This is a genomic window from Roseateles sp. (genome assembly GCF_036486225.1).
GTDB lineage: Bacteria > Pseudomonadota > Gammaproteobacteria > Burkholderiales > Burkholderiaceae_C > Roseateles.
Genome location: NZ_DASVNZ010000180.1, coordinates 1 through 26,293 on the forward strand (window position 1 = coordinate 1; position 26,293 = coordinate 26,293).

Below are 26,293 nucleotides of genomic sequence, written 5' to 3' on the forward strand. Positions count from 1 at the left end.
TGTCGCCTCGCCCTGCATCAACATCTGCAAGATGCACGAGCCCACCGCGCTGTGCCGCGGCTGCGCACGCACCATCCCCGAGATCGCCGGATGGAGCAAGTCCGACGACGAGTCGCGGATCCGGCTGCTCAACCTGCTGCCCGAGCGGCGCGCGTTGCTGGCATCGCACGGCGCCCTCGCGACGGCGCCGCCGCGCGATTGACGGCGGCGTACGGCCACGTCCCCACCCTCACCCCTCCCTCTCCCGCCCTGCGGGAGAGGGGGCCTTCAGCCAGCGACGCGACCAGGAGGCGCCTGATCATGCGCACGATCGATTTCTACTTCGACCCGATCTCGCCTTACGCCGCGCTCGCCTTCGAGCGGCTGCCCGAGGCGCTGGCCGGTCGCAGCATCGCGGTCCGCTACGTGCCCGTGCTCTTCGGCGCGGTGCTGAAGTCGCTCGACAACAAGGGCCCCGCGGAGATCCCGGGCAAGCGCGACTGGACCTACCGCCAGGTGTCGTGGCTCGGCCATCGGCTCGGCGTGCCGCTGGATCTGCCGGCGGCGCATCCATTCAACCCGCTGCCGCTGCTGCGCCTGCTGTGGGCCACGGCGCCCGCAGGCCAGACGCCGGGCCGTTATGCGGTCGAGCGCGTCTTCCACCACATCTGGCGCGGCGGGCTCGACGCGGCCGATCCGCAGCGGCTCGCGGAACTGGCGGCGGACCTGGCGCCGATGCGCGACCCGGCCTCCGCCGAGGTCAAGACCGCGCTGCGCGAGGCCACCGATGCCGCCGTCGCGCGCGGCGTCTTCGGCGTGCCCACGATGGCCGTCGATGACAAGCTCTTCTGGGGACTCGACGCGATCGACATGCTCACCGGCTACCTCGACGGCGACGCGTGGTTCGACGGTCCCGCGTGGGACCTCGCGAGGACCTTGCCGGTAGGCGTGCAGCGCGGCTGAGCGCGAGGGCTCGCCAGAGGCGGCGAGGGGCGTTTTTCCTCGAATGTCGCCGTAGGGACATACCCTCTGCTGCGGCGCAAAGATCCCGAAATTCCGCATCGAGAAATACGAAGCGAGGGTTGCACCCGGGTTTGTCAGCCAGAGGCAAGCAAGTCGTCAGAAACGGGTCAGAGCGCGCTCGGATAGTCGCCCCCCAAGGGCCATCGGTCGATGGCTCTGGGAATCCCGAGGAGACAATCCCATGGCAACTGCAAGCGCAGTGACCACCAATGCGCCGATGACGGCCGAAGAGAAGAAGGTCATCTTCGCCTCTTCGCTGGGCACGGTGTTCGAGTGGTACGACTTCTACCTGTACGGCTCGCTCGCCGCGATCATCGGCAAGCAGTTCTTCACCGGTCTCGATCCGACCGCCCAATTCATCGCGTCGCTGATGGCGTTCGCGGCGGGCTTCATCGTGCGTCCGTTCGGCGCGCTGGTGTTCGGCCGTCTGGGCGACATGATCGGCCGCAAGTACACCTTCCTGGTGACCATCCTGATCATGGGCCTGTCGACCTTCATCGTCGGCGTGCTGCCCACCTACGACACCATCGGTCCCGCCGCGGCGGTGATCCTGGTCGGCCTGCGCCTGCTGCAAGGCCTGGCACTGGGCGGTGAATACGGCGGTGCCGCGACCTACGTCGCCGAGCACGCCCCGCACGGCAAGCGCGGCGCGTACACCTCGTGGATCCAGACCACGGCGACGCTGGGCCTGTTCCTGTCGCTGATCGTCATCCTGGGCACCCGCACGGCGCTCGGCGAGGCGACCTTCGCGGCCTGGGGCTGGCGCATCCCGTTCATCGTGTCCATCCTGCTGCTGGCCATCAGCGTGTGGATCCGGCTGTCGATGAACGAGTCGCCCGCCTTCCAGAAGATGAAGTCCGAGGGCAAGACCTCCAAGGCGCCGCTGTCCGAGTCCTTCGGCCAGTGGAAGAACCTGAAGGTCGTGCTGCTGGCGCTGTTCGGCCTGGTGGCCGGCCAGGGCGTGGTCTGGTACACGGGCCAGTTCTACGCGCTGTTCTTCCTGCAGAGCGTGGTCAAGGTCGACCCGGCCGCGGCCAACATCATGGTGGCCGTCGCGCTGCTGATCGGCACGCCGTTCTTCGTCGTGTTCGGCACGCTGTCCGACAAGATCGGCCGCAAGCCCATCATCATGGCGGGCCTGCTGCTGGCGATCCTGACCTACTTCCCGCTGTTCAAGGCGTTGACCAACGCGGCCAACCCGGACCTCGCCAAGGCCCAGGCGACCGCGCAGATCACGCTGACGACCGATCCGGCGCAATGCTCCTTCCAGGGCAGCCCGATCGCGCGCGACGTGGACTTCGTGACGCCTTGCGACATCGCCAAGCGCGCCCTGGCGCAAGCCGCGGCGAACTACGAGACGCTGCCCGGCGCGGCCGGTTCCGGTACGCTGAAGATCGGTGACAAGGTCATCGAGGCGCCGAGCGCCACGCTGACCGCCGGCGGCCACAAGTTCGACGAGGACAGCGCGAAGAAGATCGCCGCGTTCAAGAAGGACCTGGGCGATGCGATGAAGGCGGCGGGCTACCCGGCCAAGGCCGATCCGGCCAAGGTCAACACGCCGCTGGTGATCGCGATCCTCGCGGTGCTGGTGCTGTACGTGACCATGGTCTACGGCCCGATCGCCGCGATGCTGGTGGAGCTGTTCCCGACGCGGATCCGCTACACCTCGATGAGCCTGCCGTACCACATCGGCAACGGCTGGTTCGGCGGTCTGCTGCCGTCGATCAGCTTCGCGATGGTGGCGCAGAACGGCAACATCTATCACGGCCTCTGGTACCCGATCGGCATCGCCGCCATCACCCTGGTGATCGGCCTGCTGTTCGTGCGCGAAACCAAGGACGTGGACATCTACGCCCGCGACTGAGCGAGCGAAGGCACGATGGCATCGGTGCTCCGGCGCTGATGCCGCCAACGACAAGGGCGGCCTCTCGGCCGCCCTTGTTCCTTTGCGCGCCTCGGTCCCGCCGTCAGCCGGCGGCCTTCATCTGCTGCGCCTTCGCTAGCACGGAGGACGCGTATTCCGCGGCCTTGATCTCGCGGCCGTAGGAGTCGGTCGCGCCCGGCGCCCAGTTGTCGCCGCCGTTGTACTTCTGCAGCATGTTGGTGGCGTCGCCGCCCTTATCCGCGAGGATCACGCCGGCCATGGCGACCTGGTCCTTCGGATCGTTGTGGTCGTAGGCGTGGCCCATCTTTTCCTGGAACTTGCCGGCGTAGGCCTGGCGGGTGCCGGGCTCGACCTGCATCAGGCCGTCGCCCGCGCTGGGGCTGCCGTTCAGGCCCTTGCCGAACTGGCTTTCCTTCTCCATCTGCGCGGCCAGGATGTAGGGATCGACACCGGTCTTCCTGCCGGCCTCCTGGCAGTCCTTCCACAGTTCCGCGGGCATACCCGCGGGGCCCTTGCCGCCGCTGGCCGAGGAGACGTCGCCCACGTCCGACGGCGAGCCGGCGTTCGACACGGGCGGCGCATAGGTCGGTTGCTGGGCCTGGTAGGCGTTGTTCGGCTGGTAGGGGTTGGATGCGCCTTGCGGGCCGCCGGCGCCCGATGCGCCTTGAGGACCGCCCACGCCTTGCGGAGCGCCCGCGCCGGAAGCGCCCGAGGGCCCACCGCCGCCACCGCCGCCGCCTCCACCCTGCGCGCCTTGCTGCTGCTGTTGCAGCGCCTTCATGAGCTCGTTGATCAGGAGGTTGAGGATCTGGAGGATCACCTCGGTCAGTTTGGCCTGGATCTCGGCGGCGCCGCCCGGCGCCTGCGACAGGCCCTGGAGGCCTCCCGCCTGGCCGAGGGAATCGAGGCCGCCCAGGCCACCCAGGCCTCCGAGCGGTTGGGTCTGGAAGCTCACGGACATGGCAGGTCTCCTTCAGGGGTTGCTGACGACAAGAAAGCCATCTTGCGCACTCGCGTGCGCGCTGCCGGCCGGACCCGAAGCAGCGTCCCGATCCCCGAAGACATCGCGAAGACATCGCGAAGAGATCGCGGCCACATCGCGGCCACATCGCGGCCACTCCGATGAGATCGGCGTCCACCGTGCCGCTTCGCATCGACACGCAATGCTTCGCGGAGCGCGTTCCGGGCGGGCGGGTCGCATGCAAGGCTCGTTCCCAGCGGCCACCGTGAGCACCTCCACCATGTACCTGCAGTCCCCGCCTTCCTTCGACAGCACCGCCCCGTTCGATCCCATGTCGGGCAGCGGCGGCGGCTTCCCGTCCGTGCTGCCCGCGCCGGAGGCCGCCTGGTCGGGGCGGCGCATCCTGTCGGCTTGCCTGCTGCTGGCGTGCCGCATCGGCCGTCACGACGAGGCCGCGCCCATCGGGGCCGCGCTGGCGCGGGACCTGGGCGACGAACGCGCGGTCAGGGTGTTGATGGCGGTCGGCGCGCTGCTGGGCGGCGACGCGTCGGTGGGCCGTGCGGAGCTGGCGGGCGAGCAGCATTCCGGCGAGGCCGACGCGGGGACACTCGTGTTCGCGATGGTCGACCGCCTGGCGGGCGGCCAGCACGCGTGGCGTCCGCTGGTCGAGCGCGTGCTGTCCACCAGCAGCGACCCGACCTGGCGCGCGATCGCTTATGCGATCGAGCAGATCGGCTGAGCCGCACCGCATCACGCTGGATTCACGTCTGGATACCGGCGGCGCTCAGCCTGCTGTCAGGCTGGCTTCCCACAATGGCCTCCGACCCGGTCAGTCTGTCGCGACCGGCAACCTCAAGAGGATCTCGGAACCATGTGGAAAATCGTCGTTGGATTCATCGTCTTCGCCGCCATCGCGCTGTTCGTGCTGATGAAGAGCGGCGGCAACATCGACCTGACGGGCGAGAAACACGACGTGACCGGTGGTCACGCGGATCAGGCCGCGAGCGATGCGGCTTCGGCGGCCTTGGCGGCGGCCTCCGCGGCGCTGCCGGCCGAAGCGGCTTCCGTGGCCGCATCGGGCGCTTCGCAGTAAACGTCTGAACGTCCTCTCCGGTGAGCCCCTGCGCGACGCGGGACGCGTCGCGTGGAACCGGAGAATGGGGACCGGAAAATGGGGACCGGGGACCGGTCAACCGATCCGGTCCTCGCTAGCGGCGCGCAGCGGCGCGTCGACCGGCAGGCGCATCATCATCCAGGTGCCTTCGCCCGGGCGCGAGATGACCTCGATCTGACCGCCCAGCACGTTGGTCACGATGTTGTGCACGATGTGCATGCCCAGGCCCGATCCGCCCTTGCCGAGCTTGGTCGTGAAGAAGGGATCGAAGATCCGCCGCACGATCGACGCATCCATCCCGTGGCCGTTGTCGTCGACGCTCAGCTCCACCTGCGTCGCGTCGAGCCGGTGGCAGCTGACCCGCACCTCGCCCTGCGCCTCGCCCTCGAAGGCGTGGACCAGCGTGTTCATCAGCAGGTTGGTGAGGACCTGGCCGAGCGCGCCGGGATAGCTGCTCATGCGCAGGTCCGGCTGCAGGTCGGTGACGATGCGGAAGGGCGTGTGCTTGAAGCTGGGCTCGACCATCACGAGCACGTCCTCGACCACCTGCGCCAGCTCGAAGTCGCGCCGCGTGTCGCTGGTCTGGTCGATGGCGACCTGCTTGAAGTCCCGCACGAGGTCGGCCGCCTTCTGCACGTTGCGGTGCAGGATGTCCTGGCCGCGCCGCGTGTCCTTGGCGAGCTCCTCGAGCTGGCTGCGCCGCATCGGCGTGTTGTCGGTGAGCATGCGGTCGAGCTTGACCCAACGGTCCTCCAGCGCCGACACCACCGTCAGCGCGTTGCCCAGCGGCGTGTTGAGCTCGTGCGCGACGCCAGCGACCAGCCGGCCGAGCGAGGCCAGCTTCTCCGATTCGACCAGCTCGCGCTGCGCGGTCTTGAGGTTGGCCAGGGCCTGCGTGAGTTCGGCGTTGGATTCGGTCAGCTGCACCGTGCGCTGCGCCACCTGGTCCTCGAGCGTGCTGGCGTGGCCGCGCAGGTCGTCGAAGGCCTTCAGCAGCGCCAGCCGCATGCGCTCCATCGCCTTGCCGACGCGGGCGATCTCGTCCTCGCCGCCGAAGGCCAGCGGCTGGTCGAGCTGGCCGGACGCGAGTTCGTCGGCGGCCTCGGACAGGCGGGCCATGGGCCGCAGCACGCGGCGCTGCATCACGATGAGGATCAGGCCCAGCGACACCGTCAACGTCAGCAGGCTGCGCCACAGCGCGTTCCAGAGGTCGTCGCGCTTGCGCGCCATCAGTGGCTCGGCGCTCATGACGACGGTGAGCTTGGCGATCTCGCGTCCGTCGCGCAGCACGGAACGCGTCTCGCTGAGCGTCATCGCGTCGTCGGGCGTGCCGCGATGGAATTCGACGAAGGCCTGCTGCGCGGCGTTCTCCGTCACCACGACGGAAACGAAGCGCGGATCGTCGACCTGCGCCTTGACCATCGGTTCGGCCAGGTCGGGCGAGACCTGCCAGATCGGCTCCGCCAGCGACAGCGCCAGCACTTCCGAGACGCGCGACAGGTCGCGCTGGAGGTCCTCCATCACGACGCGGCGGCTCAACTGCTGCTCGTACAGCAGCACGCCGCCGGTCGGCAGGGCCAGGCCCGCCAGCAGCGCCAGGATCACGGCGCTGCGCAGAGAAGTCTTCATCAGGGCCACGTCCGTCCCTCTGTCCATCCCTTGTGACGACGGATTATGCGGGGCGACGGTGACGGCCTCATGCGGCGAAACGCTCATCCGCTGCCAGCACGGTCACGCGGTTGCGGCCGTGGGCGCGGGACGCCTGTAGCGCCTGGTCGGCGCGGCCGATGAAGTCGCGCGCGCTCTCGCCCTGGCCGAGCTGCGTGACGCCCACCGACAGGCTCAGGCGCCGGTCGGCGTCCGCCTGCAGCTGACCGACGCCGTGGCGCAGCTGTTCGGCCAGGGTGTAGGCCTCGTGCAGGCCGGCGCCGGGAATGAGCAGCGCGAACTCGTCGTCCTCGATGCGCGCGGCCACGTGGTGGCTCTGCGCGATGCTGCGCACGGCGTTGGCGACCTGCTGCAGCGTGTCGTTCAGGCGCGCCTCGCCGAGGCGTTCGCGCAGCGCCGGGAAATCGTCGATGTCGCCCAGCAGCAGGCATGGCGCCGTCGGCGTCCCCGCGTCGGGGCTCTGCAGGCAGTCGGCCAGCGCCCGGTCGAAGCCGCGCCGGTTGCTCAAGCCGGTCAGCGGGTCCAGCAGCGCTTCGCTGCGGGCGCGGTGGACCTCCTGCCGCAGCGAGGCGACTTCCTGGCGGCTCGCCTCCAGCTTGGCCATCAGGCCGTGGACCGCGTGGCCCATGTCCTGCGTGCCCTGCAGCGCGGCGGCCAGCACCTGGACGTGCTGGCCCGGCGCCGCGTCGCGCAATGAGCGTTCCCAGCCCTGCAGCGCCCGGGCGTACTGCTGCACCTGCTGGCCCGCCTGGTCGGTGCAGTCGGACACGCCGCGCAGCACGTCGCCGACGTCCTGCGCCAGGGTGACGGCCATCTGTTCGTCGAGCTCGGCGATGTGCTTGCGGTACAGCGCCCAGGTCTGCGGCTCGTCCAGCGTGCCGCCGTCCTGGGTCAGCCCCATCAGCTCGCGGCTGAGCGCGCCGTTCATCGCGGTCACGTGCTCGTACCAGACGGCGTACGTGACCGGATGCAGCGCGGCGCGCTGTCTGGACATCAACGGCAAGGCGGTGCGCAGCGCCTGGGCGCTCGCAGCGATGCTCTCGGTATATCTCATCGGCAGGGTCCCTCGCAGGTCCGGAACCTGTCACGTCCGTCGACGCGCGGTCCCTTGTCGTTTCCTTTTCCCCACTACCACCGGCCGCTTCGAGGCGGCTGGCGCCTCCGGACTTCGGCGTCCTGGTGCCAGGTCTTGAGGGCGCTGCCGCACATTGGGGATGAGGGACGCAACTATTCACGCGGGATGGGACAGGGGAAGGGACAAGGGCGGCAAGCTTGCATTGCCCCTTCGCGAATGCGTCGTGCGCGTCGATTCCTAGAATCGACCGCATGAGCAGTTCCCCCTCCGCGACGCCGGTCGCCCCCACCGATCCGGCCTCGGCGCGCGCGCCGCTCAGCGGGCTGCTGCTGGCCGTCGGCGGCGCGATCGGGTTCTCCGGCAAGGCGATCATCGTCAAGCTCGCCTATCGCCACGGCGTCGACGCCGTCACGCTGCTGATGCTGCGCATGCTGCTCGCGCTGCCTTTGTTCCTGCTGCTGGCCTGGTGGGCCGGCCGCGGCAAGCCGGCGCTGACCGGACGCGAGAAGCTCGCCGTGCTGGGCCTGGGCTTCAGCGGCTACTACCTTGCCAGCTTCCTGGACTTCGCCGGCCTGGCCTACGTCAGCGCCAGCTTCGAACGCCTCCTCCTGTACCTCAATCCGACCCTCGTGCTGATGCTCTCGTGGGCGATGTTCGGACGCCGCGTGACGCTGCGCCAGGCGGGTGCGCTGGCCGTCAGCTACGCCGGCGTGCTGCTGGTCTTCGGCCATGAACTGCAGGTCGCCGGCGCCAACGTGTGGCTGGGCGGCGGGCTGGTCTTCGGCAGCGCGGTGGCCTACGCGCTGTACCTCGTCTACAGCGGCGAATGGGTCAGGCGCCTGGGCGCCATGCGGCTCACCGGGCTGGCGACGTCGGTCGCGTGCGGCTTCTGCATTGCGCAGTTCCTGCTGTTGCGGCCGGTGTCGGGGCTCGCGGATCTCGCGCCGGCGGTGTGGTGGCTGTCGGTGCTCAACGCGCTGGCCTGCACCTTCGCGCCGGTGCTGATGGTCATGATGGCGATCGAGCGCATGGGGGCGGGTATCGCCGCGCAGACCGGCATGGTCGGTCCCATGTCCACGATACTGATGGGCGTGCTGATCCTCGACGAGCCGCTGACCGGCTGGGTCGTCGCGGGCACGGTGCTGGTGCTGGGCGGCGTGTGGCTGCTCGCACGCCAACGTCGCTGACGCGTCGACGCCTCTTTCTCCCTCTCCCGCTTGCGGGAGAGGGCAGGGGTGAGGGCCAGCGGCGGTGGCAGTGCGCAAGCCCTCTTGCAATCAAGAACGGAGATCGACATGGACTTGGGACTGACGGGCAAGTGGGCCCTGGTGTGCGCGGCCTCGAAGGGCCTGGGCGCGGGCTGCGCCGAGGCGCTGGCGGCTGAAGGCGTCAACGTGGTGATCACCGCGCGCGGCGAGGAAGCCCTGCAGGCGCAGGCCGCAAAGCTGCGCGCGATCAACCCGGCGGTGCAGGTCGTGGCCGTGGCCGGCGACATCACCACCGAGGCCGGCCGCGCCGCCGCGCTGGCCGCCGCGCCCCAGGTGGACATCCTGATCAACAACGCCGGCGGTCCGCCGCCCGGCGACTTCCGCGACTGGGAACGCGAGCAGTGGCTCGCCGCGCTGGAAGCCAACATGCTCACGCCGATCGCGCTGATCAAGGCGACGGTGGATCAGATGTCGGATCGCGGTTTCGGCCGCATCGTCAACATCACCTCGGGCGCGGTGAAGGCGCCGATCGACGTGCTGGGCCTGTCCAACGGCGCCCGCTCGGGCCTGACCGGCTTCGTCGCCGGCATCGCGCGCCAGTCGCGCATCGCCGGCCGCAACGTGACGATCAACAACCTGCTGCCCGGCGCCTTCGACACCGAACGCCTGCAGAAGACGATGGCCGCCGGCGCGCAGAAGTCGGGCCAGCCGGTCGACGACGTGCGCGCCAAGCGCATGTCGGCGATCCCGGCGCAGCGCTTCGGCAGCGCGGCGGAGTTCGGCGCCATCTGCGCGCTGATGTGCTCGTCCCACGCGGGTTATCTGACCGGGCAGAACATCCTGCTGGACGGCGGGTCGTACCCGGGCACGTTCTGACCGGGCGAGCGGGGATCCTCAGCCGAAACCTCAGCCGAATCGTCAGCGCTTGGCCGAGGACACCAGGATCCCCGCCGCGATCAGCGCGAAGGCCGCGCCGTGGAACCACGCCGGCCATTCGCCCAGCAGCGCGGCCGACATCAGCGCCGCGAAGACCGGCGTGAGGTTGCCGAAGAAGGCGGCCAGCGTCGGCCCCGCCTGGGCGACGCCCAGTCCCCAGCAGCGGTACGCGATCAGCGACGGCCCGATCGCCACATAGACGAGCGCCGCCGCCAGCGGCCAACCCCATTGCACCGGCGGCACGCCGACCGCCTGCTCCACGCCCGCCGAGGCCCAGCCGAAGGCGACACCGAACAGCATCTGCGCCATCAGCAGCGCGGACCAGTCCCAGTCGGGCCGGCGCTCGCCCTGCATGTGCGCGGGCGGTCGCGCCAGGAGCCAGCTGTAGAAGGCCCAGCTCAGGACGGCCAGCAGCATCATCAGGTCGCCCGCGACGAACGCCACCTGCGCCAGCCGTTCGAGGTGGCCGCGCGAGATCACCAGCGCCACGCCGGCCAGAGACAGCGCGGCGCCGGCGAGCTGGCGGCGCGTCGGCCACACGCGGTAGAGCAGGGCGCCGACGGCCAGCATCCACACGGGCAGGCTCGCGGCGATCAAGGTCACGTTGAGCGCCGTGGAGCTGTGCAGCGCCTGGTATTGCAGCGCGTTGTAGCAGCCCATGCCGAGCACGCCGGTCAGCGCGAAGTAACCCCAGCGCGCGCGCAGCGGGGTCAGGTCTTGCAGCAGCGCCCGCGCGGGACGCGCGATCAGCACCAGCAGCGCGAAGGCCAGCGTCCAGCGCGTCGCGTTGAGCAGCAGCGGCGACACCAGCGGCACGACCGAACGCCCGACGACCGCGTTGCCCGCCCACAGCAGCGGCGGCAGCGTCAGCATCAGGGCCAGGCGTGGGGTCAACATCATTGCGACGGTGCGCCGGAATCGCGAGACTGGCACGATAGCCCCGATCGACGCGTCGGGCGACGCGCGAGCGACACACCCCCATGAGGAGAACCCTGATGAGCGACAGAGCCGTGCGCATCTCGCAACCCGGCGGACCGGAGGTCCTGACGATAGCAACCGTCGAGGTCGGCGACCCGGGCCCCGGCGAGATCCGCATCCGCCACGCGGCCTGCGGCCTCAACTACATCGACATCTACCACCGCAGCGGCGTCTATCCGCTGCCGCTGCCCACCGGCATCGGCATGGAGGGCGCCGGCGTCGTCGAGGCGGTGGGCGAGGGCGTGACCCACCTCAAGCCCGGCGACCGCGCCGCCTACGCGAGCCAGCCGATCGGCGCCTACGCGACCGCGCGTGTGATGCCCGCGAAGTGCGTTGTGAAGCTGCCGGACTTCCTGAGCTTCGAGCAGGGCGCCTCGATGATGCTCAAGGGCATGACGGTGCAGTACCTGCTGCAGCGCACGCTGCCGCAGGGCGGACTGCAGCCCGGCGACCACGTGCTCTTCCACGCGGCGGCCGGCGGCGTCGGCCTGATCGCGTGCCAGTGGGCGAAGGCGCTCGGGCTGAGGTTGATCGGCACCGCCGGCAGCGACGCGAAATGCCGGCTCGCGCTGGACCACGGCGCCGAGTTCGCGATCAACTATTCGACCGAGAACGTCGCCGATCGCGTCAAGGAGATCACCGGCGGCAAGGGCGTGAAGGTCGTCTACGACTCGGTCGGCGCGTCGACCTGGGAAGGCTCGCTCGCGAGCCTGCGGCCGTTCGGCCTGATGGTCAGCTTCGGCAACGCGTCCGGCGTGGTGCCGCCGGTGTCGCTCAAGGCGTTGTCCGCGTCGGGGCTCTACCTGACGCGGCCCTCGCTGTTCGTGCACCTCTCGTCGCTGGAGGCGACGCAGGAGATCTCGGGCGCCCTGTTCCAGGCGGTGGAAAGCGGCGCGGTGAAGATCGAGGTCGAACAGCGTTATCCGTTCGACGAGGTCCAGCGCGCCCATCGCGAGCTGGAAGCCCGCACCACGACGGGCTCAGGCGTGCTGCTGGTTTGAACCGGCGGAGGCGGCGAGCGGCGGATCCAGATCGGCCGCCACCGTCTCCGCGTCCAGCAGCGCGTCGTTGGCGCTGTCGTCGATCCGCGCGTCGTGGCGGGGTTCGCGGGCGTCCGGCGCGTCCGCGTCCGTGACGATGCGGCGCGGTGCCGGCAGCTCGTCGAGGCCGGCGGGCACGGTGTCCGCGCCGAAGTCGGTGGCCGGCTCGCCGTCGAGCGATCCGGCCGTCGTCTCGTGGACGTCGACGTCCACGGTCTCGGTGCGCAACACCTCGTCCAGCACCAGCGGCTGCGACACCTTGATCTCGAAGCTGAAGCAGGAGCCGGCGCCGGGCTGGCTCTCCACCTGCACCTCGCCGCCCATCAGCTCCACCAGGCGCTTCACGATGGTCAGTCCCAGGCCGGTGCCGCCGTAGCGGCGCGTGATGCTGCCGTCGGCCTGCGTGAACGGGCTGAAGATCTGCGCGATCTGCTCGCGCGTCATGCCGATGCCGGTGTCGTGCACCGCGATGCGCAGGCGCAGCGGACCCGCATGGACCGGCTCGTCGCCGTCGCCTGCGTCCACGCGCTGGATGTCGACGCGGACCTCGCCCTTCTCGGTGAACTTCAGCGCGTTGCCGACCAGGTTCACCATGATCTGGCGCAGCCGCAGCGCGTCGCCCAGCAGATGCTGCGGCACGCCGGGCTGCACGCGCGCGTGCAGTTGCAGACCCTTCTCGTGCGCCTGCAGCAGCAGCGGGTGCAGCGCCTCGCGCAGGCAGTCGTGCAGGCTGAACGGCGCCTGGTCGATGATCACGCGGCCGGCCTCGATCTTGGCGATGTCCAGCAGGTCGTTGATGATGACCATCAGCCCCTTGGCCGAACTGTGCGCGAGCTCGATGAACTTGCGCTGGCGTTCATTGAGCTCGGTCTGCAGGACCAGTTCGGTCAGGCCCAGCACGCCGTTCATCGGGGTGCGGATCTCGTGGCTCATGTTGGCCAGGAAGGAACTCTTGGCCTGGCTGGCCGCCTCGGCGGCTTCGCGCGCGGCCTCGAGCTGCGCCTGCGTGGCCTTGAAGTCGCCGATGTCGCGCGCGTTGAGCTGCAGCACGACCTCGCCGCTGACCGGGTCGCGCATCGGGCGCGCATCGACGGCGTGCCAGCGTCGGCCGTTGGCGGTGTTGATCTCGAGCTCGGCGCCGAAGGTCTGGCCGCCGCGCACCTGCGCGACGATGCGGCGCGCCAGCTCGGGTTCCGGGAAGATCGCGCTGAAGTCGGTCGCGCCGATGGTCTTGCGCAGGCCGTTGAAGCACATCGCCGCGGCCGGGTTGCGCATCAGCGTGCTGCCGTCGCGCAGCGAGAACACGGCGATCCGCACGGAGGTGTGCTGCAGCGCCTCGACGCCGCGCAGCAGGCTCTTGTCGACGCCGCTGACCAGCGAGTCCGCGGCGAACAGCATCACCTGGCGCTTGTCGGGCGTGCGGATGCCGCGGGAGACCAGCATCACCGTCGTTGGCTGGCCCTTCGGATAAAGCGTCCACTGCTCGCGGACCAGCTTGCCCTGCGTGTGGTCGGCGGCGGTCACCGCCAGCCGTTCGGCCACCGAGGGGCTCATGTCGCTGAGGTCGCGGGAGAGGAATTCCTCGGCGCTGTCCGCACGCCAGAAACCCAGCGCGGCGGCATTGGCCCAGAGGTTGCGCTGACGCTCCTGGTCGTAGACCCACATGGGCACATCGAGCCAGTCATAGTGGGTCAGGCAGGAGAAGTCGAGCATGGGAGCGAGGCCCTTGTCGGCCCTGTTCTTGGTTACGTTTGGTCGCAGCGGATTGTCGCCGTGGGCCGTGTCATGTCCATGGTGGCGATGTCCACTTCGTCACGTCGAAGGCCCAGGCGTGCCGAACCCCTGCGCGCCCGCGTGACGGCCTCCCTCTTCCGCACAAGGCTACGCAGACGGGCGTGCGAGCGCCAGCCTCTTTTCTCCGGGGGAACCCTCGGTCCGAGGGCATGGCAGGCGTGGGGTGACGGACGCGCTCCCGCGCGCCGCCGTGCTCAGCCGCGCTTGACGCGGCGCAGTTCGTCCCAGATCAGCAGGACGGCGCCGACGGTGATGGCGCTGTCGGCGATGTTGAAGGACGGGTAGTACCAGCCGGCCCAGTGCAGCTGGATGAAGTCGACGACGTAGCCGTGCAGCAGCCGGTCGACGATGTTGCCCACCGCGCCGCCCAGGATCAGGCTGAGCGCCCAGGCGAACTGCGTCTGGTGGCCGTGGCGGCGCAGCATCCAGATGATGAAGATCGTCGCCGCGACGCCGAGCCCGACGAAGAACCAGCGTTGCCAGCCCGACGCGCCCGCCAGGAAGCTGAACGCCGCGCCGGTGTTGTGGACCCGCACCAGGTTGAAGAAGGGCAGCACGTAGTGGCTGTCCCCGTACTGGAAGCTGTGCAGGATCAGGACCTTGGTGAACTGATCGGCCACGATGACCAGCAGGGCGATGGCCAGCCACTGGATCAGGCGGTTGTTCGACGAGGACGGGGACTTGGTGGCCATGGATGCTGCACGGAGGGAAGCGCGGAACCCGCAACTGTAGCGCCCATGGCGCCGGCGCCGTGCGGCTACAGTTCGGGCCCGATGAGGACCCGATGAGACTGCGCCTGAAGATCCTGTTGCTGGCGCTGCTGCCGCTGGTCGCGTCGCTGCTGCTGATCGCGGTGGCGGTGCGCCAGCAGGAGCGCGAGCTGCTGGCCCGCGAGCACGCCGCCGTGCAGCGCGCCTACATGGACGCGCGCCGCGACGAGCTGCGCCACTACGTCGAACTGGCCGTCAGCACGCTGCAGCCGCTGTACGAGCGTTCGCCGGGCGCGGCCGCCCGGCGCAGCGTGGCCGACGTCGAGCGCGACAAGCGCGAGGCGCTGCGGCTGCTGTCCTCGCTGGACTACGGCGAGGACGGCTACTTCTTCGTCTACGACCTGCAGGGCAAGGTGCTGATGCACTCGCGCCAGCCGGAACTGCTCGGTCGCGATCTCTGGGAGCTGCGCGATCCGCTGGGCCGGCCCACGATCCAGCAACTGGTCGAACAGGCCAGGGCCGGCGGCGGTTATGTCGAGTACCTCTGGCGCAAGCCCTCCAGCGGCGAGATGGCGCCCAAGCTGGGCTACGTCGTCGCGATGGAGCGCTGGAACTGGATGCTCGGCACGGGCCTGTACCTCGACGGCATCCGCGCGACGCTGGAGCAGCTCGACCGCGAGGCCCAGGCCAACATCGCGCGCACGATGTGGGGCATCGCGGCGATCGCGGTGTTCGGGGTGGCCTTGATCAGCGCCAGCGCGCTGGCGCTCAACCTCAGCGAGCACCGTCAGTCCGAGGCCCGGCTGCGCGCGCTGGCCCACCAGGTGGTGCGATCGCAGGAGGACGAACGCGCGCACCTGTCGCGCGAGCTGCACGACGGCGTGAGCCAGACGCTGGTGTCGACCAAGCTGTTGATCGAATCGGCGCAGCAGGCGGGTTCGACCGCCTTGCTGCCGCGCGCGCTGGACCGGCTCAACGCCAGCCTGAGCGAGGTGCGCGGGCTGTCCCATCGGCTGCGTCCGGCGCTGCTCGACACGCTGGGCCTGCCGGCGGCGCTGGAACACCTGGCGCGCGAGTTCGACGAGGCCGGCGCGGTGTCGGTGGCCATGCGGGTGGCCGGCGCGCCGCGCGAGCTGCCGGAGCTGCTCAACACGGTGCTGTTCCGCGTCGCGCAGGAGGCCTTGACCAACGTCGCCAAGCACGCGGGTGCGGCGCGCGTGGAGATGTCGCTCGAATTCGCGCCGGAAGAAGCCCGCGGCGACGCCGGCGCGGTGCTGCTGCGCGTGCTCGACGACGGCGCGGGGTTCGACCCCGCGGACGCCGAACGCGACGACCCGAGCCACGGCATCGGCCTGCGCAACATGCGCGAGCGGATGGCTTCGGTCGGCGGCGCGCTGGACCTGCAGTCCAGCCCGGGCCACGGCACGCAGGTGGAGGCCCTCGTGCCGGCGTCGGCGGTCCGGCGCCTGGCGCGCGACAATCCCGTGCCATGAGTTCCGATCCTTCCTCCGGCGCGGCCGGGCCCGTGCGCATCCTGCTGGTCGACGACCATCCGCTGGTGCGCGAGGGCGTTCGCTCGCGGTTGCAGGGCGAGGCGCGCTACCTCGTCGTCGGCGAGGCCGGCAACGCGGAGGAGGCGATGATGATGCTGATCGCCACGCAGCCGCAGGTGGTGCTGCTGGACGTCGGCCTGAAGGGGCACAACGGCATCCAGCTGGCGCAGACCATGCTGGAGCGGGTGCCCGACCTGCGCGTGCTGATGTACAGCATGTACGACAACCCCGAGTACGTGCAGCGCGCGCTGCAGGCCGGCGCCCGCGGCTACGTGCTCAAGGATGCGCCGGCGGCCGAGATCGTCGCGGCGATCGACGCGGTCGCGGCCGGCGGAACCTTCCTCAGCCCCGGCGTCTCCAAGCGCATGTTCCGCAGCCAGCAGCCGCGGCCCATCCTCTCGCCGCGCGAGAGCGAGATCCTCTCCGCGCTCGCCCGCGGCGAATCGAGCAAGCAGATCGCCAGGACGCTCGACCTGTCCGTGAGGACCGTCGAGACGCACCGCCAGAACATCAAGCGCAAGCTCGAGCTCGAAGGCCAGGCGGAGCTGATCCGCTATGCGGTCGAGCATGCCCGCGGTCTCCATCGCGACGACGTCTGAGGGCGGAGCGCCCCGTGGTCGCGGGCGCCTTGCAAGGCATTCCTCCAGGCTGTCATGCGGACAGTGCTGAGGGTTTCCACTTAAGCGCTCCTACGCCGGTCGGCTAGTCCCCGCGACGGATGTGCGAAACCGCACAGGAACGGAAACTGCCGCCGCTAGACAGCCCGCGTGCGCCGTCGTCCTTCGTGGCGGCCGGGGCGCGCGACCATAAAAGGAGACATCGATGTCGAACATGAGTCGCCACCTCGCCTGGGCGGGCGTGGCCATCCTCGGGGCCTTCGCCCTGGCCACCGTCGCGCTGGCGAACGGCGAAGCGGTCAGCGCGCTGTGGGTCGTCGTCGCGGCGATCTGCGTGTACCTGATCGGCTACCGCTACTACAGCCTGTTCCTGGCCACCAAGGTCCTGGGCCTGGACCCCACCCGCAAGACCCCGGCCTGGAAGCACAACGACGGCCTGGACTTCGTCCCGACCCACAAGTACGTGCTGTACGGCCACCACTTCGCCGCCATCGCCGGCGCCGGCCCGCTGGTGGGCCCGGTGCTCGCCGCGCAGATGGGTTACCTGCCGGGCCTGCTCTGGATCCTGGCCGGCGTGATCTTCGCCGGCGCGGTGCAGGACTTCATCGTGCTGTTCATCTCGACGCGCCGCGACGGCCGCTCGCTGGGCGATCTCGTCAAGCAGGAGATGGGCACGGTGCCCGGCGTGATCGCGCTGTTCGGCGCGTTCATGATCATGATCATCATCCTGGCGGTGCTGGCGCTGATCGTCGTGAAGGCGCTGGCCGGCTCGCCCTGGGGTACCTTCACCGTGGCGGCGACCATCCCGGTCGCGCTGTTCATGGGCGTGTACCTCAGATTCATCCGCCCGGGCCGCATCGGCGAGGTGTCCATCATCGGCTTCGTGCTGCTGATGCTGGCCATCGTCGGCGGCCAGTGGGTGCATGAGAGCCCCGCGTGGGCGCCGCTGTTCACCTACGACGGCAAGGCGCTGACGTGGATGCTGATCGGCTACGGCTTCGTCGCCGCCAGCATCCCGGTGTGGCTGCTGCTGGCGCCGCGCGACTACCTGTCGACCTTCCTGAAGATCGGCACCATCATCGCGCTGGCCATCGGCATCGTGATCGTCGCCCCGCCGATGCAGATGCCGTCGTTCACCCAGTTCGCGGCCGGCAACGGACCGGTCTGGTCGGGCAACCTGTTCCCCTTCCTGTTCATCACCATCGCCTGCGGCGCGGTGTCGGGCTTCCATGCGCTGATCAGCTCGGGCACCACGCCCAAGATGCTGGACAACGAGGTCAACGCGCGCTTCATCGGCTACGGCGGCATGCTGGCCGAATCCTTCGTCGCGGTGATGGCGCTGGTGGCCGCCTCGTGCATCGAGCCGGGCGTCTACTTCGCGATGAACAGCCCGGCCGCGCTGGTGGGATCGACCCCCGATGCGGTGGCCGCGACGCTGTCCACCTGGGGCTTCGTGATCACGCCGGAGATGCTGGTGCAGACGGCCAAGGACGTCGGCGAGAACACCATCCTCGCGCGCGCCGGCGGCGCGCCGACGCTGGCGGTGGGCATGGCCCACATCCTGCATCAGGTGGTGGGCGGCAAGGCGATGATGGCCTTCTGGTACCACTTCGCGATCCTGTTCGAGGCGCTGTTCATCCTGACCGCCGTGGACGCCGGCACGCGCGCCGGCCGCTTCATGCTGCAGGACCTGCTGGGCACCTTCGTGCCGGCCCTGAAGCGCACCGAGTCGCTGCCGGCCAACCTGATCGCCACCGGTTTGTGCGTGGCGGCGTGGGGCTACTTCCTGTACCAGGGCGTGGTGGATCCGCTGGGCGGCATCAACACGCTGTGGCCGCTGTTCGGCATCGCCAACCAGATGCTGGCCGCGGTGGCGCTGCTGCTGGGCACCGTGGTGCTGTTCAAGATGAAGAAGGACCGCTATGCCTGGACGACCATCCTGCCGGCGGCCTGGCTGCTGATCTGCACGATGACGGCGGGCTGGTTGAAGATCTTCAGCGACGATCCGAAGGTGGGCTTCCTGGCGCATGCCGCGAAGTACGCGGACTCGCTGGCGGCGGGCAAGGTGCTGGCCCCGGCCAAGAGCCTGGAGGCGATGGAGCGCGTGATCTTCAACGACCGGCTGGACGCGGGCCTGTGCGCGCTGTTCATGTTCGTGGTCGTGAGCGTGCTCGTGTACAGCGTGAAGGCCGTGCTGAAGGCGCGCGCCGAGCGCAAGCCGTCGGTGAGCGAGACGCCGTTCGAGCGCATGCCCGAAGGCGCGACGGCGGGCGGTCATGCTTAAGCAGGCGGCAGAGGCGGCCCAGGCTGCGCTGTCGGCGGCTTCGGACGTGCTGCAGGCCGGTCGCTACATGGCGCGCGGCGTGCGCCAGCAACTGATCGGCGCGGACTACGGCGCCTATCTGGCGCACATGGGCCGCACGCATCCCGACCAGGAACCGCTGAGCTACGAGGCCTTCTTCCGGGAGCGGCAGGAGGCGCGGTACAGCTCGCGCACCGGCCGCTGCTGCTGATCCTCCACGAACGGCGCAAGGTCGCCCGGGGCCGGCGGCGTGGGCGTGCCCCGCCTGACTTGGGGCGCCGTCTGTTCGAGCGGAGCGAACCGGAGGTGAGCGGCGCGAGTTGGCGCCCCGTCGAGGCCGCTCCGCCGGCCCCGGGCGACCTTGCGCCGTGGCTCGGTGACACTAGGGCATGCCTCGCTTCGCCGCCAACCTCAGCTTCCTGTACCAGGAGCTGCCTTTCCTCGATCGCTTCGACGCCGCGGCCCGGGACGGGTTCGCTGGCGTGGAATGTCTGTTCCCTTACGACGTTCCGGCTTCCGAAGTGCGGGCGCGTGCCACGACGCTCGGTCTGAGCATCGTGCTGATCAACGCCCCGCCGGGGGACTGGGCGGCGGGGGCGCGAGGCCTGGCCTGCGTCGAAGGCAGGGAAGGGGACTTCCGCGAATCCATCGAGCGCGCGCTCGCCTACGCCACGGCGGTGGCATCGCCGCGCGTGCACGTGCTCGCAGGCCTGATGCCTGCCGGCAGCGACCGCGACGCGGCGATCGCGCGCTACGAGGAGCGTCTGCAATGGGCGGCGGACCAGGCCGCGCGAGCCGGCATCGCCTTGATGATCGAACCGATCAATCCGCACGACATGCCCGGCTACCTGCTGCAGCGGCAGGACGAGGCGCATGCGATCGTCGAACGCATCGGCGCGGTGAACCTGCAGGTGCAGATGGACCTGTACCACTGCGCGCGCGTGGAGGGCGATGCGGTCGTGCAACTGCGCCGGTACCTGCCCACGGGCCGCGTCGGGCACTTCCAGATCGCGGGCGTGCCGGACCGGCATGAGCCGGACGAAGGCACGCTCGACTGGCGGAGCGCGTTGACCGCCATCGATGAGATCGCCGCAGGGACCGGCTGGGACGGCTGGATCGGTTGCGAATATCGGCCCCGGCGCGGTGCGGTACCGGAAGGCACCAGTGCCGGTCTCGGCTGGATACAGACGGTGCCGGGCGGCTTCGGATGACAACTGTTGTCGAAGCCCACTGAGCGACTCCATGTCAAGCGAGGAGTCGCGTTGGTTGATGTTCGAAAAGGTCTCGCAGGGCCCCTGTTGTGCGGTCTTGCCGTCGGCCTGTCCGCTGTCTCGTTTCCCGCGCATTCGGTGGTGATCAGCGAAGCAAGATTCAAGGAACTCGGCGGCGATCTTGCCGCGAAGGAAGCGACTTTCCCTGGGGTCGCGAGGCAACTGCGGGCGTTCAGCCTGGCGCCCCAGTTTCTTGCCGTCGGCCGGCTGGGCGGTTGCACGGCGACCTGGCTGGGCGAGCAGGGACCGCACTCGTTCTTCCTGACGGCGTCGCACTGTGTCCAGTCGACCCATGGCCACGCAACACGCAACCGCCTGACCTTCCTTGACGCGAAGGGCCGGGTGATCGCTGCCGGGGAAGGATGGGCCGTCAAGCCGCCCAAGGTGGAGGGTGACCGGTTGCCCCCCAGGTTCTTTGCATTCTTCGATGACATCGCCGTGGTGAGGCTGCCCCGCCGATCCACGCCGACGGACTGGTTCGGAGCGCCACTGCCGCCGCCGGTGCTTGCCGAAGACGATCTGCAGATCGGGGAGGTCGTTCACTTCATCGGTTACGGCGCCAGAGGCGTGGGGGAAACGTACATCCATCGGGACGGCGAGGACCCGCGAATGAGTGGCGAATCGACCATCTCCGCCTTCTTCGACGAAGAACGCGGCGTGTACAGCCCGTTTCAGCCCCTGGATGGTCGAAGCTTCTCGGCAGGCATCGATCGCGGCGACAGCGGATCTGCCTGGTGGCGAGTCCGGCAGGGGGACTGGCAGGTGTCGGCGGTGACTGCCGGCGGGAACGGTCGTCTACCGAAAAGGTCCTCTCCTTGGACGTGGCTGTCCATGGCGCCCCAGGTGTCTCGTTATGCCGCATGGATCGACGGCATCTTCCCGGGCGCCGTGCTGCAGTCCGAACGCATGTCGGTGACAGCCTCCGCCCCCTTCGTTTCCCGGAACCATGTCGGCGACCCGTCGGGACAGAGGGTCCACTTCCTTGTTCCGTCGCAGTTGGGCGTCGAAGGACCGGCCGATAGCAGATGGTCGGGCGCCACGGGCTTCAGCATGATCACCGTGGCAGTGAAGGAGACCCGCACCGGCGCGACCGCCAAGGTCCGGCTTCGAGCCCATCGCGATGCCGGATGCCGGGTGTTGCCCATCGAGGATGCGATGTCGTGCCCCGGCTCTCAGATCAATCGATTGAAGGTGGCGTTCCGAACGGAGGACAACCCCGGCTTGAAACCTGGTGCATACACCGGCCGCTTCGACGTGAACGTGGTGGCCGGGTTGGATGTCTCCCGCCAGGAGCGCCTGACCTTGCGTCTCGACATCCGGCATCTGCTGCGGGGTCAGGTCTCCACTACGGCGACCTACGCCTCTCCCAACCTGGCCGGGCACGCTGCTTACGGCGCGGTCTATTACACCGTGCCCGCGCAGGAGCGGGCGCGGGGGCCGGTGGCCGGCCTGTGGAACGGCAGTGACCTCCCCAGCAGGATCCTGGTGACGGTGCGCGATGCCGTGAGCGGCCAGGAGCGGGAGATCGTGCTGCGGGCGCGGCGCGATCCCCTCTGCGGGGGCGGACGGATGACGCGCATGGAGGACGCCATCACCTGCCAGCATCGATCAGCGGGGCCGGTGACGGTGGGGTTCCACCGCGAGGACAACCCCCACCTGCCTGCCGGCCTCCACCGCGGCCAGGTGACCCTCCAGGCGAACGACTGGATGGATCGCAACTTCCATCAGCTGATCGAGCTCGACGTCGATCTGGACACGCTCGACGCGGCCGCCGGGGCGGCCCCTGATCAGGCGATGGCTCGCGCCTCGCCCTCGCCGTAGAGATTGCTCTCGCAACGGCCGCAGATCGTCGGGTGCGCCGGATTGACGCCGACGTCCGCGCGGTAGTGCCAGCAGCGCTCGCACTTCTGGTGGGTCGACGGCGTCACCGTGATGCTCAGCTCGCCGGCCAGCGTCACGCTCGCCGCGGACGTGATCAGCACGAACTTGAGGTCGTCGCCCAGGCTCTGCAGCAGCGCGAGGTCCTCGGCGTTCACGCCCAGCGCCACCTCGGCCTGCAGCGACGAGCCGATCGCGCCGGTCGTGCGGACTTCCTCGATCGCCTTGTTCACCGCGTCGCGGATCTCGTGGATGCGGTTCCACTTCGCGATGAGACCGTCGTCGTGCGCGACACCGACCGACCAGTAGGTCTCGGTGAAGATCGTGTCGCCGGCCTGCTTGCCCGCGAAGACCTTCCACGCCTCCTCGGCGGTGAAGCTCAGGAACGGCGCCATCCAGCGCAGCATCGCATTCGTGATGTGCCACAGCGCCGTCTGCGCCGAGCGGCGCGCGGCCGACTTCGGCGCGCTCGTGTACAGGCGGTCCTTCAGCACGTCCAGGTAGAACGCGCCCAGGTCCTCCGAGCAGTACACCTGCAGCTTGGCCACGACCGGGTGGAACTCGTAGCGCTGGTAGTGCGCCAGGATCTCCTCCTGGAACTGCGCGGCGCGGGCGAGCGCGTAGCGGTCGGCTTCCAGCAACTGGTCCAGCGGCACGGCGTCCGTCGCCGCGTCGAAGTCCGAGGTGTTGGCCAGCAGGAAGCGCAACGTGTTGCGGATGCGGCGGTAGCCGTCCACGACGCGCGCCAGGATCTTCTCGTCGCCGGCGATGTCGCCCGAATAGTCGGAGGCCGCCACCCACAGCCGGATGATCTCGGCGCCCAGCTTCTTGCTCGTTTCCTGCGGGTCGACGCCGTTGCCCAGCGACTTGCTCATCTTGCGGCCCTTGCTGTCCACGGTGAAGCCGTGGGTCAGCAGTCCGCGGTAGGGCGCGCGGCCGTTGATCGCGCAGGAGATCAGCAGCGACGAGTGGAACCAGCCGCGATGCTGGTCATGGCCTTCGAGGTAGAGGTCGGCCTCCGGGCCGGTCTCGTGCGCCGCGCCGGCGTGCGAGCCCTTGAGCACATGCTGGAAGGTGGAGCCCGAGTCGAACCACACGTCCAGGATGTCCTGGCCCTTCGAGTACTGCTCCGCTTCCGCGCCCAGCCATTCCGCCGGGTCGAGCTTGGACCAGGCCTCGATGCCGCCGGCCTCGACCAGCTGCGCGGCGCGCTCGATGAACTCCAGCGTCTTCGGATGCGGCTGGCCGCTGTCCTTGTGCAGGAAGATCGGCAGCGGCACGCCCCAGCTGCGCTGGCGCGAGATGCACCAGTCGGGCCGGCCGGCGATCATGTCGTGCAGGCGCGTCCTGCCGTTCTCGGGATAGAAGCTGGTCTGCTCGATCGCGTCCAGCGCCAGCTGGCGCAGGGTCTTGTCGGCCTTGTCGACGGTGAACACGCCGTCGCCTTCATCCATGCGGACGAACCACTGCGCCGCCGCGCGGTAGATCACCGGCGACTTGTGGCGCCAGCAGTGCGGGTAGCTGTGGCGGATCTTGCTGTGCGCCATCAGGCGGCCGGCGTCCTGCAGCGCCGCGGCGATGACCGGGTTGGCCTTCCAGATGTGCTGGCCGCCGAACAGCGGCAGCTCGGCTTCGTAGACGCCGTTGCCCTGCACCGGGTTCAGGATGTCCTTGAACGCCAGGCCGTGCGCGATGCACGAGTTGAAGTCGTCCACGCCGTAGGCCGGCGCCGAGTGGACCACGCCGGTGCCGTCGTCGGCGGTGGCGTAGTCGGCCAGATAGACGGGGCTCTCGCGGTCGAAGCCCGGATGCACGTGCGCGAGCGGGTGCTTGAACTTCAGCAGTTCGAGCGACTTGCCCGGCGTGACCGCCACGGCCTTGCCCTCGATGCCCCAGCGGGCCAGACACTTCTCGACCAGCGCCTCGGCCACGACGAAGTAGCCGCGCTCGGTATCGACCAGCGCGTACGGCAGCTCCGGATTCAGGTTCAGCGCCTGGTTGGCGGGGATGGTCCAGGGCGTCGTCGTCCAGATGACGGTGAACGCCTCCTTGTCCAGCTTCGGCACGCCGAAGGCCGTGGCCAGCTTCTCCGGCTCCGCGCTCAGGAAAGCCACGTCGACGGCCGGGGAGTCCTTGTCGGCGTACTCGATCTCGAACTCGGCCAGCGAGGAGCCGCAGTCGAAGCACCAGTACACCGGCTTCAGGCCGCGATAGACGAAGCCGCGCTCGAACAAGCGCTTCAGCACGCGCAGCTCGCCCGCCTCGTTCTTGAAGTCCATGGTCCGGTACGGATGGTCCCAGTCGCCCAGCACGCCCAGGCGCTTGAAGTCGCTGCGCTGCTGGTCGATCTGCTCGCCGGCGTAGGCGCGGCTCTTGGCCTGCACCTCGTCGCGCGGCAGGCCGCGGCCGAAGGTCTTCTCGATCTGGTTCTCGATCGGCAGGCCGTGGCAGTCCCAGCCCGGGATGTAGGCGGCGTCGAAGCCCTCGAGCTGGCGCGCCTTGACGATCATGTCCTTCAGGATCTTGTTGACCGCGTGACCCATGTGGATCTGGCCGTTGGCATACGGCGGGCCGTCGTGCAGCACGAACTTCGGCTTGCCCTGGCGCGCGACGCGCAGGCGCTGGTAGATGCCCTGGTCTTCCCATTCCTGGACCCAGCCCGGCTCGCGCTTGGGCAGGTCGCCGCGCATCGGGAACGGGGTGTCGGGCAGGTTGAGCGTCGAACGGTAGTCGGACTTGGAGTCGTCGGTCATGGCGGCGGCAATCGAAGGAGGCGGCCGGAGGAGGAGGCCGCGAGAGAAGAGAGGTGGCGCTGGGCGGGAAGCAGGAGAGGCAGCCCGCGCGCCGGCTGAGCGATCGGGGGCTCAGCCCGTCAAATTCGGTCGCGGGTGGTCTGGCGGCGGACGGCGGCGTGGGTGGTCGCCGGTTCGGCGAAGTACGCGCGTGCCTGGTGGACGTCCTCGCGGATCGCGGCGGTCAGGGCGTCCAGGCCGTCGAAACGGGCTTCGTCACGCAGTTTGTGCAGGAGTTCCACGCGCACGAGTTTACCGTAGGCCTCGCCCGGGCCCAGGCGGGCGGCCAAGGCCGCGGGCCAGTCCAGCGCGTGGACCTCCAGCAGCACGCGGCCGGCGTCCTCGACGGTCGGGCGCACGCCCAGCGAAGCGACGCCGTCGAGCACGATCCCGCCAACGCCGCGATCCTGGCCCTCGAGACCATCGAGACCGTGGACGCGCACCGCGAAGATCCCATGCGCGGCCGGCTTGTCGTGGTCGAACTTCAGGTTCAGCGTCCGGAAGCCGTCGCCTTTGCCGGGCGTGGTCTCGGCCAGTTGCCGTCCCAGCTTCTGACCGTGGATCACATGCCCCGAGATCGCGTACGGCCGCCCCAGCAGCCGCGCCGCGCCGGCCATGTCGCCGGCGGCCAGCGCCTCGCGCACGGCCGAGCTCGAGACCCGCAGCCCGTGCACCTCGTAGCTCATCATCCGCGCGACGTCGAAGCCCAGGCGCTGTCCGGCGGCGTCCAGCGTCGCATAGTCGCCCTGGCGCTTGGCGCCGAAGCGGAAGTCGTCGCCGACGAGCACGTACTTCGTGCCCAGGCCGTCCACCAGCACCCGCTGGATGAAGTCCTGCGCCGGCAGCGAGGCCAGCGCCTCGTCGAAGCGCAGCACGACGACCTGGTCGATGCCGCAGCGTTCCAGCTCCTGGAGCTTGTCGCGCAGCGTGGCGATGCGCGCCGGGGCCAGTTCGGGCTTGCCGAGCTTGTGCGCGAAGAAGTCGCGCGGGTGCGGCTCGAAGGTGAGCACGCAGGTCGGCAGGCCGCGGTGGCGGGCCTCCGACAGCAGCAGCGCCAGCATGGCCTGGTGGCCGCGATGGACGCCGTCGAAGTTGCCGATCGTGAGCGCGCACTGCGCCGCGATGCCGGGATGGTGGAAGCCGCGGAAAACCTGCATGGGCGGGGATTATCAGGCGCCGCGCGGGACGGCGCCGCGACCACGGAGATCAGGCGGCCGCAGCGGCAGGCGGGGCGGGCAGGTGTTGCGTGACGACGTCCAGCAGCTCGTCCATCTCGAAGGGCTTGACCAGGTGGCCGTCCATGCCGCTGGCCAGGCAGCGGGCCCGGTCGTCGTCGACGGTGCTGGCGGTGAGTGCGACCACCGGCGTGCGCGGCAGCAGCCGGCGCGCCTCTTCCTGGCGCCACGCGGTCGTGGCCGCGTAGCCGTCCAGCTCCGGCATGTGGCAGTCCATCAGCACGAGGTCGAAGCGCTGCGCGCGCAGCAGCTCCAAGGCCTCGCGGCCGTGCTC

At 69.6% G+C, this 26,293-nt stretch carries 23 protein-coding genes; 14 read left to right on the plus strand and 9 right to left on the minus strand.

Features of this window, described 5'->3' with window-relative positions; translation table 11 throughout:
• The 3 genes from VF536_RS12610 to VF536_RS12620 all read left to right on the plus strand — a co-directional run.
• Positions 1–202 (plus strand): DUF1289 domain-containing protein (locus VF536_RS12610; protein ID WP_331615198.1); only part of this gene is annotated, 202 nt, incomplete at its 5' end.
• Positions 203–300: 98 nt separating this feature from the next.
• Entirely contained in the window at positions 301–942 is a 642-nt protein-coding gene (locus tag VF536_RS12615; RefSeq protein WP_331615199.1) for a 2-hydroxychromene-2-carboxylate isomerase, read from the plus strand.
• Between the two features lie 241 nt (positions 943–1,183).
• Positions 1,184–2,866, plus strand: a complete 1,683-nt coding sequence (locus VF536_RS12620) for an MFS transporter (protein ID WP_331615200.1) — start codon at positions 1,184–1,186, stop codon at positions 2,864–2,866.
• A 103-nt stretch (positions 2,867–2,969) separates the two neighbouring features.
• Here VF536_RS12620 and VF536_RS12625 read toward each other — a convergent pair whose 3' ends face one another.
• Complete coding sequence (locus VF536_RS12625) at positions 2,970–3,848, minus strand: transglycosylase SLT domain-containing protein (RefSeq protein WP_331615201.1); 879 nt, start codon at positions 3,846–3,848, stop codon at positions 2,970–2,972.
• Positions 3,849–4,113: 265 nt separating this feature from the next.
• On the opposite strand from VF536_RS12625, the gene VF536_RS12630 reads away from it, so the two are divergent.
• Entirely contained in the window at positions 4,114–4,587 is a 474-nt protein-coding gene (locus VF536_RS12630) for a hypothetical protein (protein WP_331615202.1), read from the plus strand.
• Between the two features lie 132 nt (positions 4,588–4,719).
• Entirely contained in the window at positions 4,720–4,941 is a 222-nt protein-coding gene (locus VF536_RS12635) for a hypothetical protein (RefSeq protein WP_331615203.1), read from the plus strand.
• Positions 4,942–5,037: 96 nt separating this feature from the next.
• Here the strand turns inward: VF536_RS12635 and VF536_RS12640 are convergent, their stop codons facing one another.
• Entirely contained in the window at positions 5,038–6,591 is a 1,554-nt protein-coding gene (locus tag VF536_RS12640) for a sensor histidine kinase (protein ID WP_331615204.1), read from the minus strand.
• Positions 6,592–6,658: 67 nt separating this feature from the next.
• Positions 6,659–7,684, minus strand: coding sequence for a GGDEF domain-containing protein (locus tag VF536_RS12645; protein WP_331615205.1), 1,026 nt, complete (start codon positions 7,682–7,684; stop codon positions 6,659–6,661).
• Between the two features lie 272 nt (positions 7,685–7,956).
• Between VF536_RS12645 and VF536_RS12650 the strand changes: the two genes are divergently transcribed.
• Together VF536_RS12650 and VF536_RS12655 are read left to right on the plus strand one after the other, a co-directional pair.
• On the plus strand, positions 7,957–8,892 hold the full coding sequence (locus VF536_RS12650) for a DMT family transporter (RefSeq protein ID WP_331615206.1): 936 nt from the start codon (positions 7,957–7,959) through the stop codon (positions 8,890–8,892).
• Between the two features lie 108 nt (positions 8,893–9,000).
• Positions 9,001–9,789 carry an SDR family NAD(P)-dependent oxidoreductase gene (locus VF536_RS12655; RefSeq protein ID WP_331615207.1) on the plus strand — a complete coding sequence of 263 codons (789 nt, stop codon included), beginning with the start codon at positions 9,001–9,003 and terminating at the stop codon, positions 9,787–9,789.
• Between the two features lie 42 nt (positions 9,790–9,831).
• Here the strand turns inward: VF536_RS12655 and VF536_RS12660 are convergent, their stop codons facing one another.
• The gene (locus VF536_RS12660) at positions 9,832–10,749 is read right to left on the minus strand and encodes a DMT family transporter (protein WP_331615208.1); all 918 of its coding nucleotides are present in this window, start codon (positions 10,747–10,749) and stop codon (positions 9,832–9,834) included.
• 95 nt (positions 10,750–10,844) lie between these two features.
• On the opposite strand from VF536_RS12660, the gene VF536_RS12665 reads away from it, so the two are divergent.
• Positions 10,845–11,828, plus strand: coding sequence for a quinone oxidoreductase (locus VF536_RS12665; protein ID WP_331615209.1), 984 nt, complete (start codon positions 10,845–10,847; stop codon positions 11,826–11,828).
• Here VF536_RS12665 and VF536_RS12670 read toward each other — a convergent pair.
• Both VF536_RS12670 and lspA read right to left on the minus strand, forming a co-directional pair.
• The gene (locus VF536_RS12670; protein WP_331615210.1) at positions 11,808–13,580 is read right to left on the minus strand and encodes a hybrid sensor histidine kinase/response regulator; all 1,773 of its coding nucleotides are present in this window, start codon (positions 13,578–13,580) and stop codon (positions 11,808–11,810) included. The genes VF536_RS12665 and VF536_RS12670 overlap by 21 nt on opposite strands.
• Before the next feature lie 275 nt (positions 13,581–13,855).
• Positions 13,856–14,353 carry a signal peptidase II gene (lspA, locus tag VF536_RS12675; RefSeq protein ID WP_099862258.1) on the minus strand — a complete coding sequence of 166 codons (498 nt, stop codon included), beginning with the start codon at positions 14,351–14,353 and terminating at the stop codon, positions 13,856–13,858.
• A gap of 92 nt (positions 14,354–14,445) precedes the next feature.
• Here lspA and VF536_RS12680 point away from each other — a divergent pair, with 92 nt between their 5' ends.
• The 6 genes from VF536_RS12680 (at position 14,446) to VF536_RS12705 (ending at position 21,935) form a co-directional block, all read left to right on the plus strand.
• The gene (locus tag VF536_RS12680; RefSeq protein WP_331615211.1) at positions 14,446–15,864 is read left to right on the plus strand and encodes a cache domain-containing protein; all 1,419 of its coding nucleotides are present in this window, start codon (positions 14,446–14,448) and stop codon (positions 15,862–15,864) included.
• Positions 15,861–16,523 carry a response regulator transcription factor gene (locus VF536_RS12685; RefSeq protein WP_331615212.1) on the plus strand — a complete coding sequence of 221 codons (663 nt, stop codon included), beginning with the start codon at positions 15,861–15,863 and terminating at the stop codon, positions 16,521–16,523. Before VF536_RS12680 ends, VF536_RS12685 begins: the two co-directional genes overlap by 4 nt.
• A gap of 223 nt (positions 16,524–16,746) precedes the next feature.
• Positions 16,747–18,825, plus strand: a complete 2,079-nt coding sequence (locus VF536_RS12690) for a carbon starvation CstA family protein (protein WP_331615213.1) — start codon at positions 16,747–16,749, stop codon at positions 18,823–18,825.
• Positions 18,826–18,892: 67 nt separating this feature from the next.
• Positions 18,893–19,054, plus strand: a complete 162-nt coding sequence (locus tag VF536_RS12695; protein ID WP_414710359.1) for a YbdD/YjiX family protein — start codon at positions 18,893–18,895, stop codon at positions 19,052–19,054.
• 178 nt (positions 19,055–19,232) lie between these two features.
• The gene (locus VF536_RS12700; protein ID WP_331615215.1) at positions 19,233–20,054 is read left to right on the plus strand and encodes a hydroxypyruvate isomerase family protein; all 822 of its coding nucleotides are present in this window, start codon (positions 19,233–19,235) and stop codon (positions 20,052–20,054) included.
• A gap of 51 nt (positions 20,055–20,105) precedes the next feature.
• Positions 20,106–21,935: a hypothetical protein gene (locus VF536_RS12705; RefSeq protein ID WP_331615216.1), complete on the plus strand. Its 1,830-nt coding sequence runs from the start codon at positions 20,106–20,108 to the stop codon at positions 21,933–21,935.
• On the opposite strand, the gene ileS is transcribed toward VF536_RS12705, so the two are convergent.
• The 3 genes from ileS to VF536_RS12720 form a co-directional block, all read right to left on the minus strand.
• Positions 21,902–24,745, minus strand: a complete 2,844-nt coding sequence (ileS, locus tag VF536_RS12710; protein WP_331615217.1) for an isoleucine--tRNA ligase — start codon at positions 24,743–24,745, stop codon at positions 21,902–21,904. The genes VF536_RS12705 and ileS overlap by 34 nt on opposite strands.
• A 119-nt stretch (positions 24,746–24,864) precedes the next feature.
• Positions 24,865–25,941, minus strand: a complete 1,077-nt coding sequence (locus tag VF536_RS12715) for a bifunctional riboflavin kinase/FAD synthetase (RefSeq protein WP_331615218.1) — start codon at positions 25,939–25,941, stop codon at positions 24,865–24,867.
• 49 nt (positions 25,942–25,990) lie between these two features.
• A partial coding sequence (locus VF536_RS12720; protein WP_331615219.1) for a response regulator occupies positions 25,991–26,293 on the minus strand: 303 nt, incomplete at its 5' end.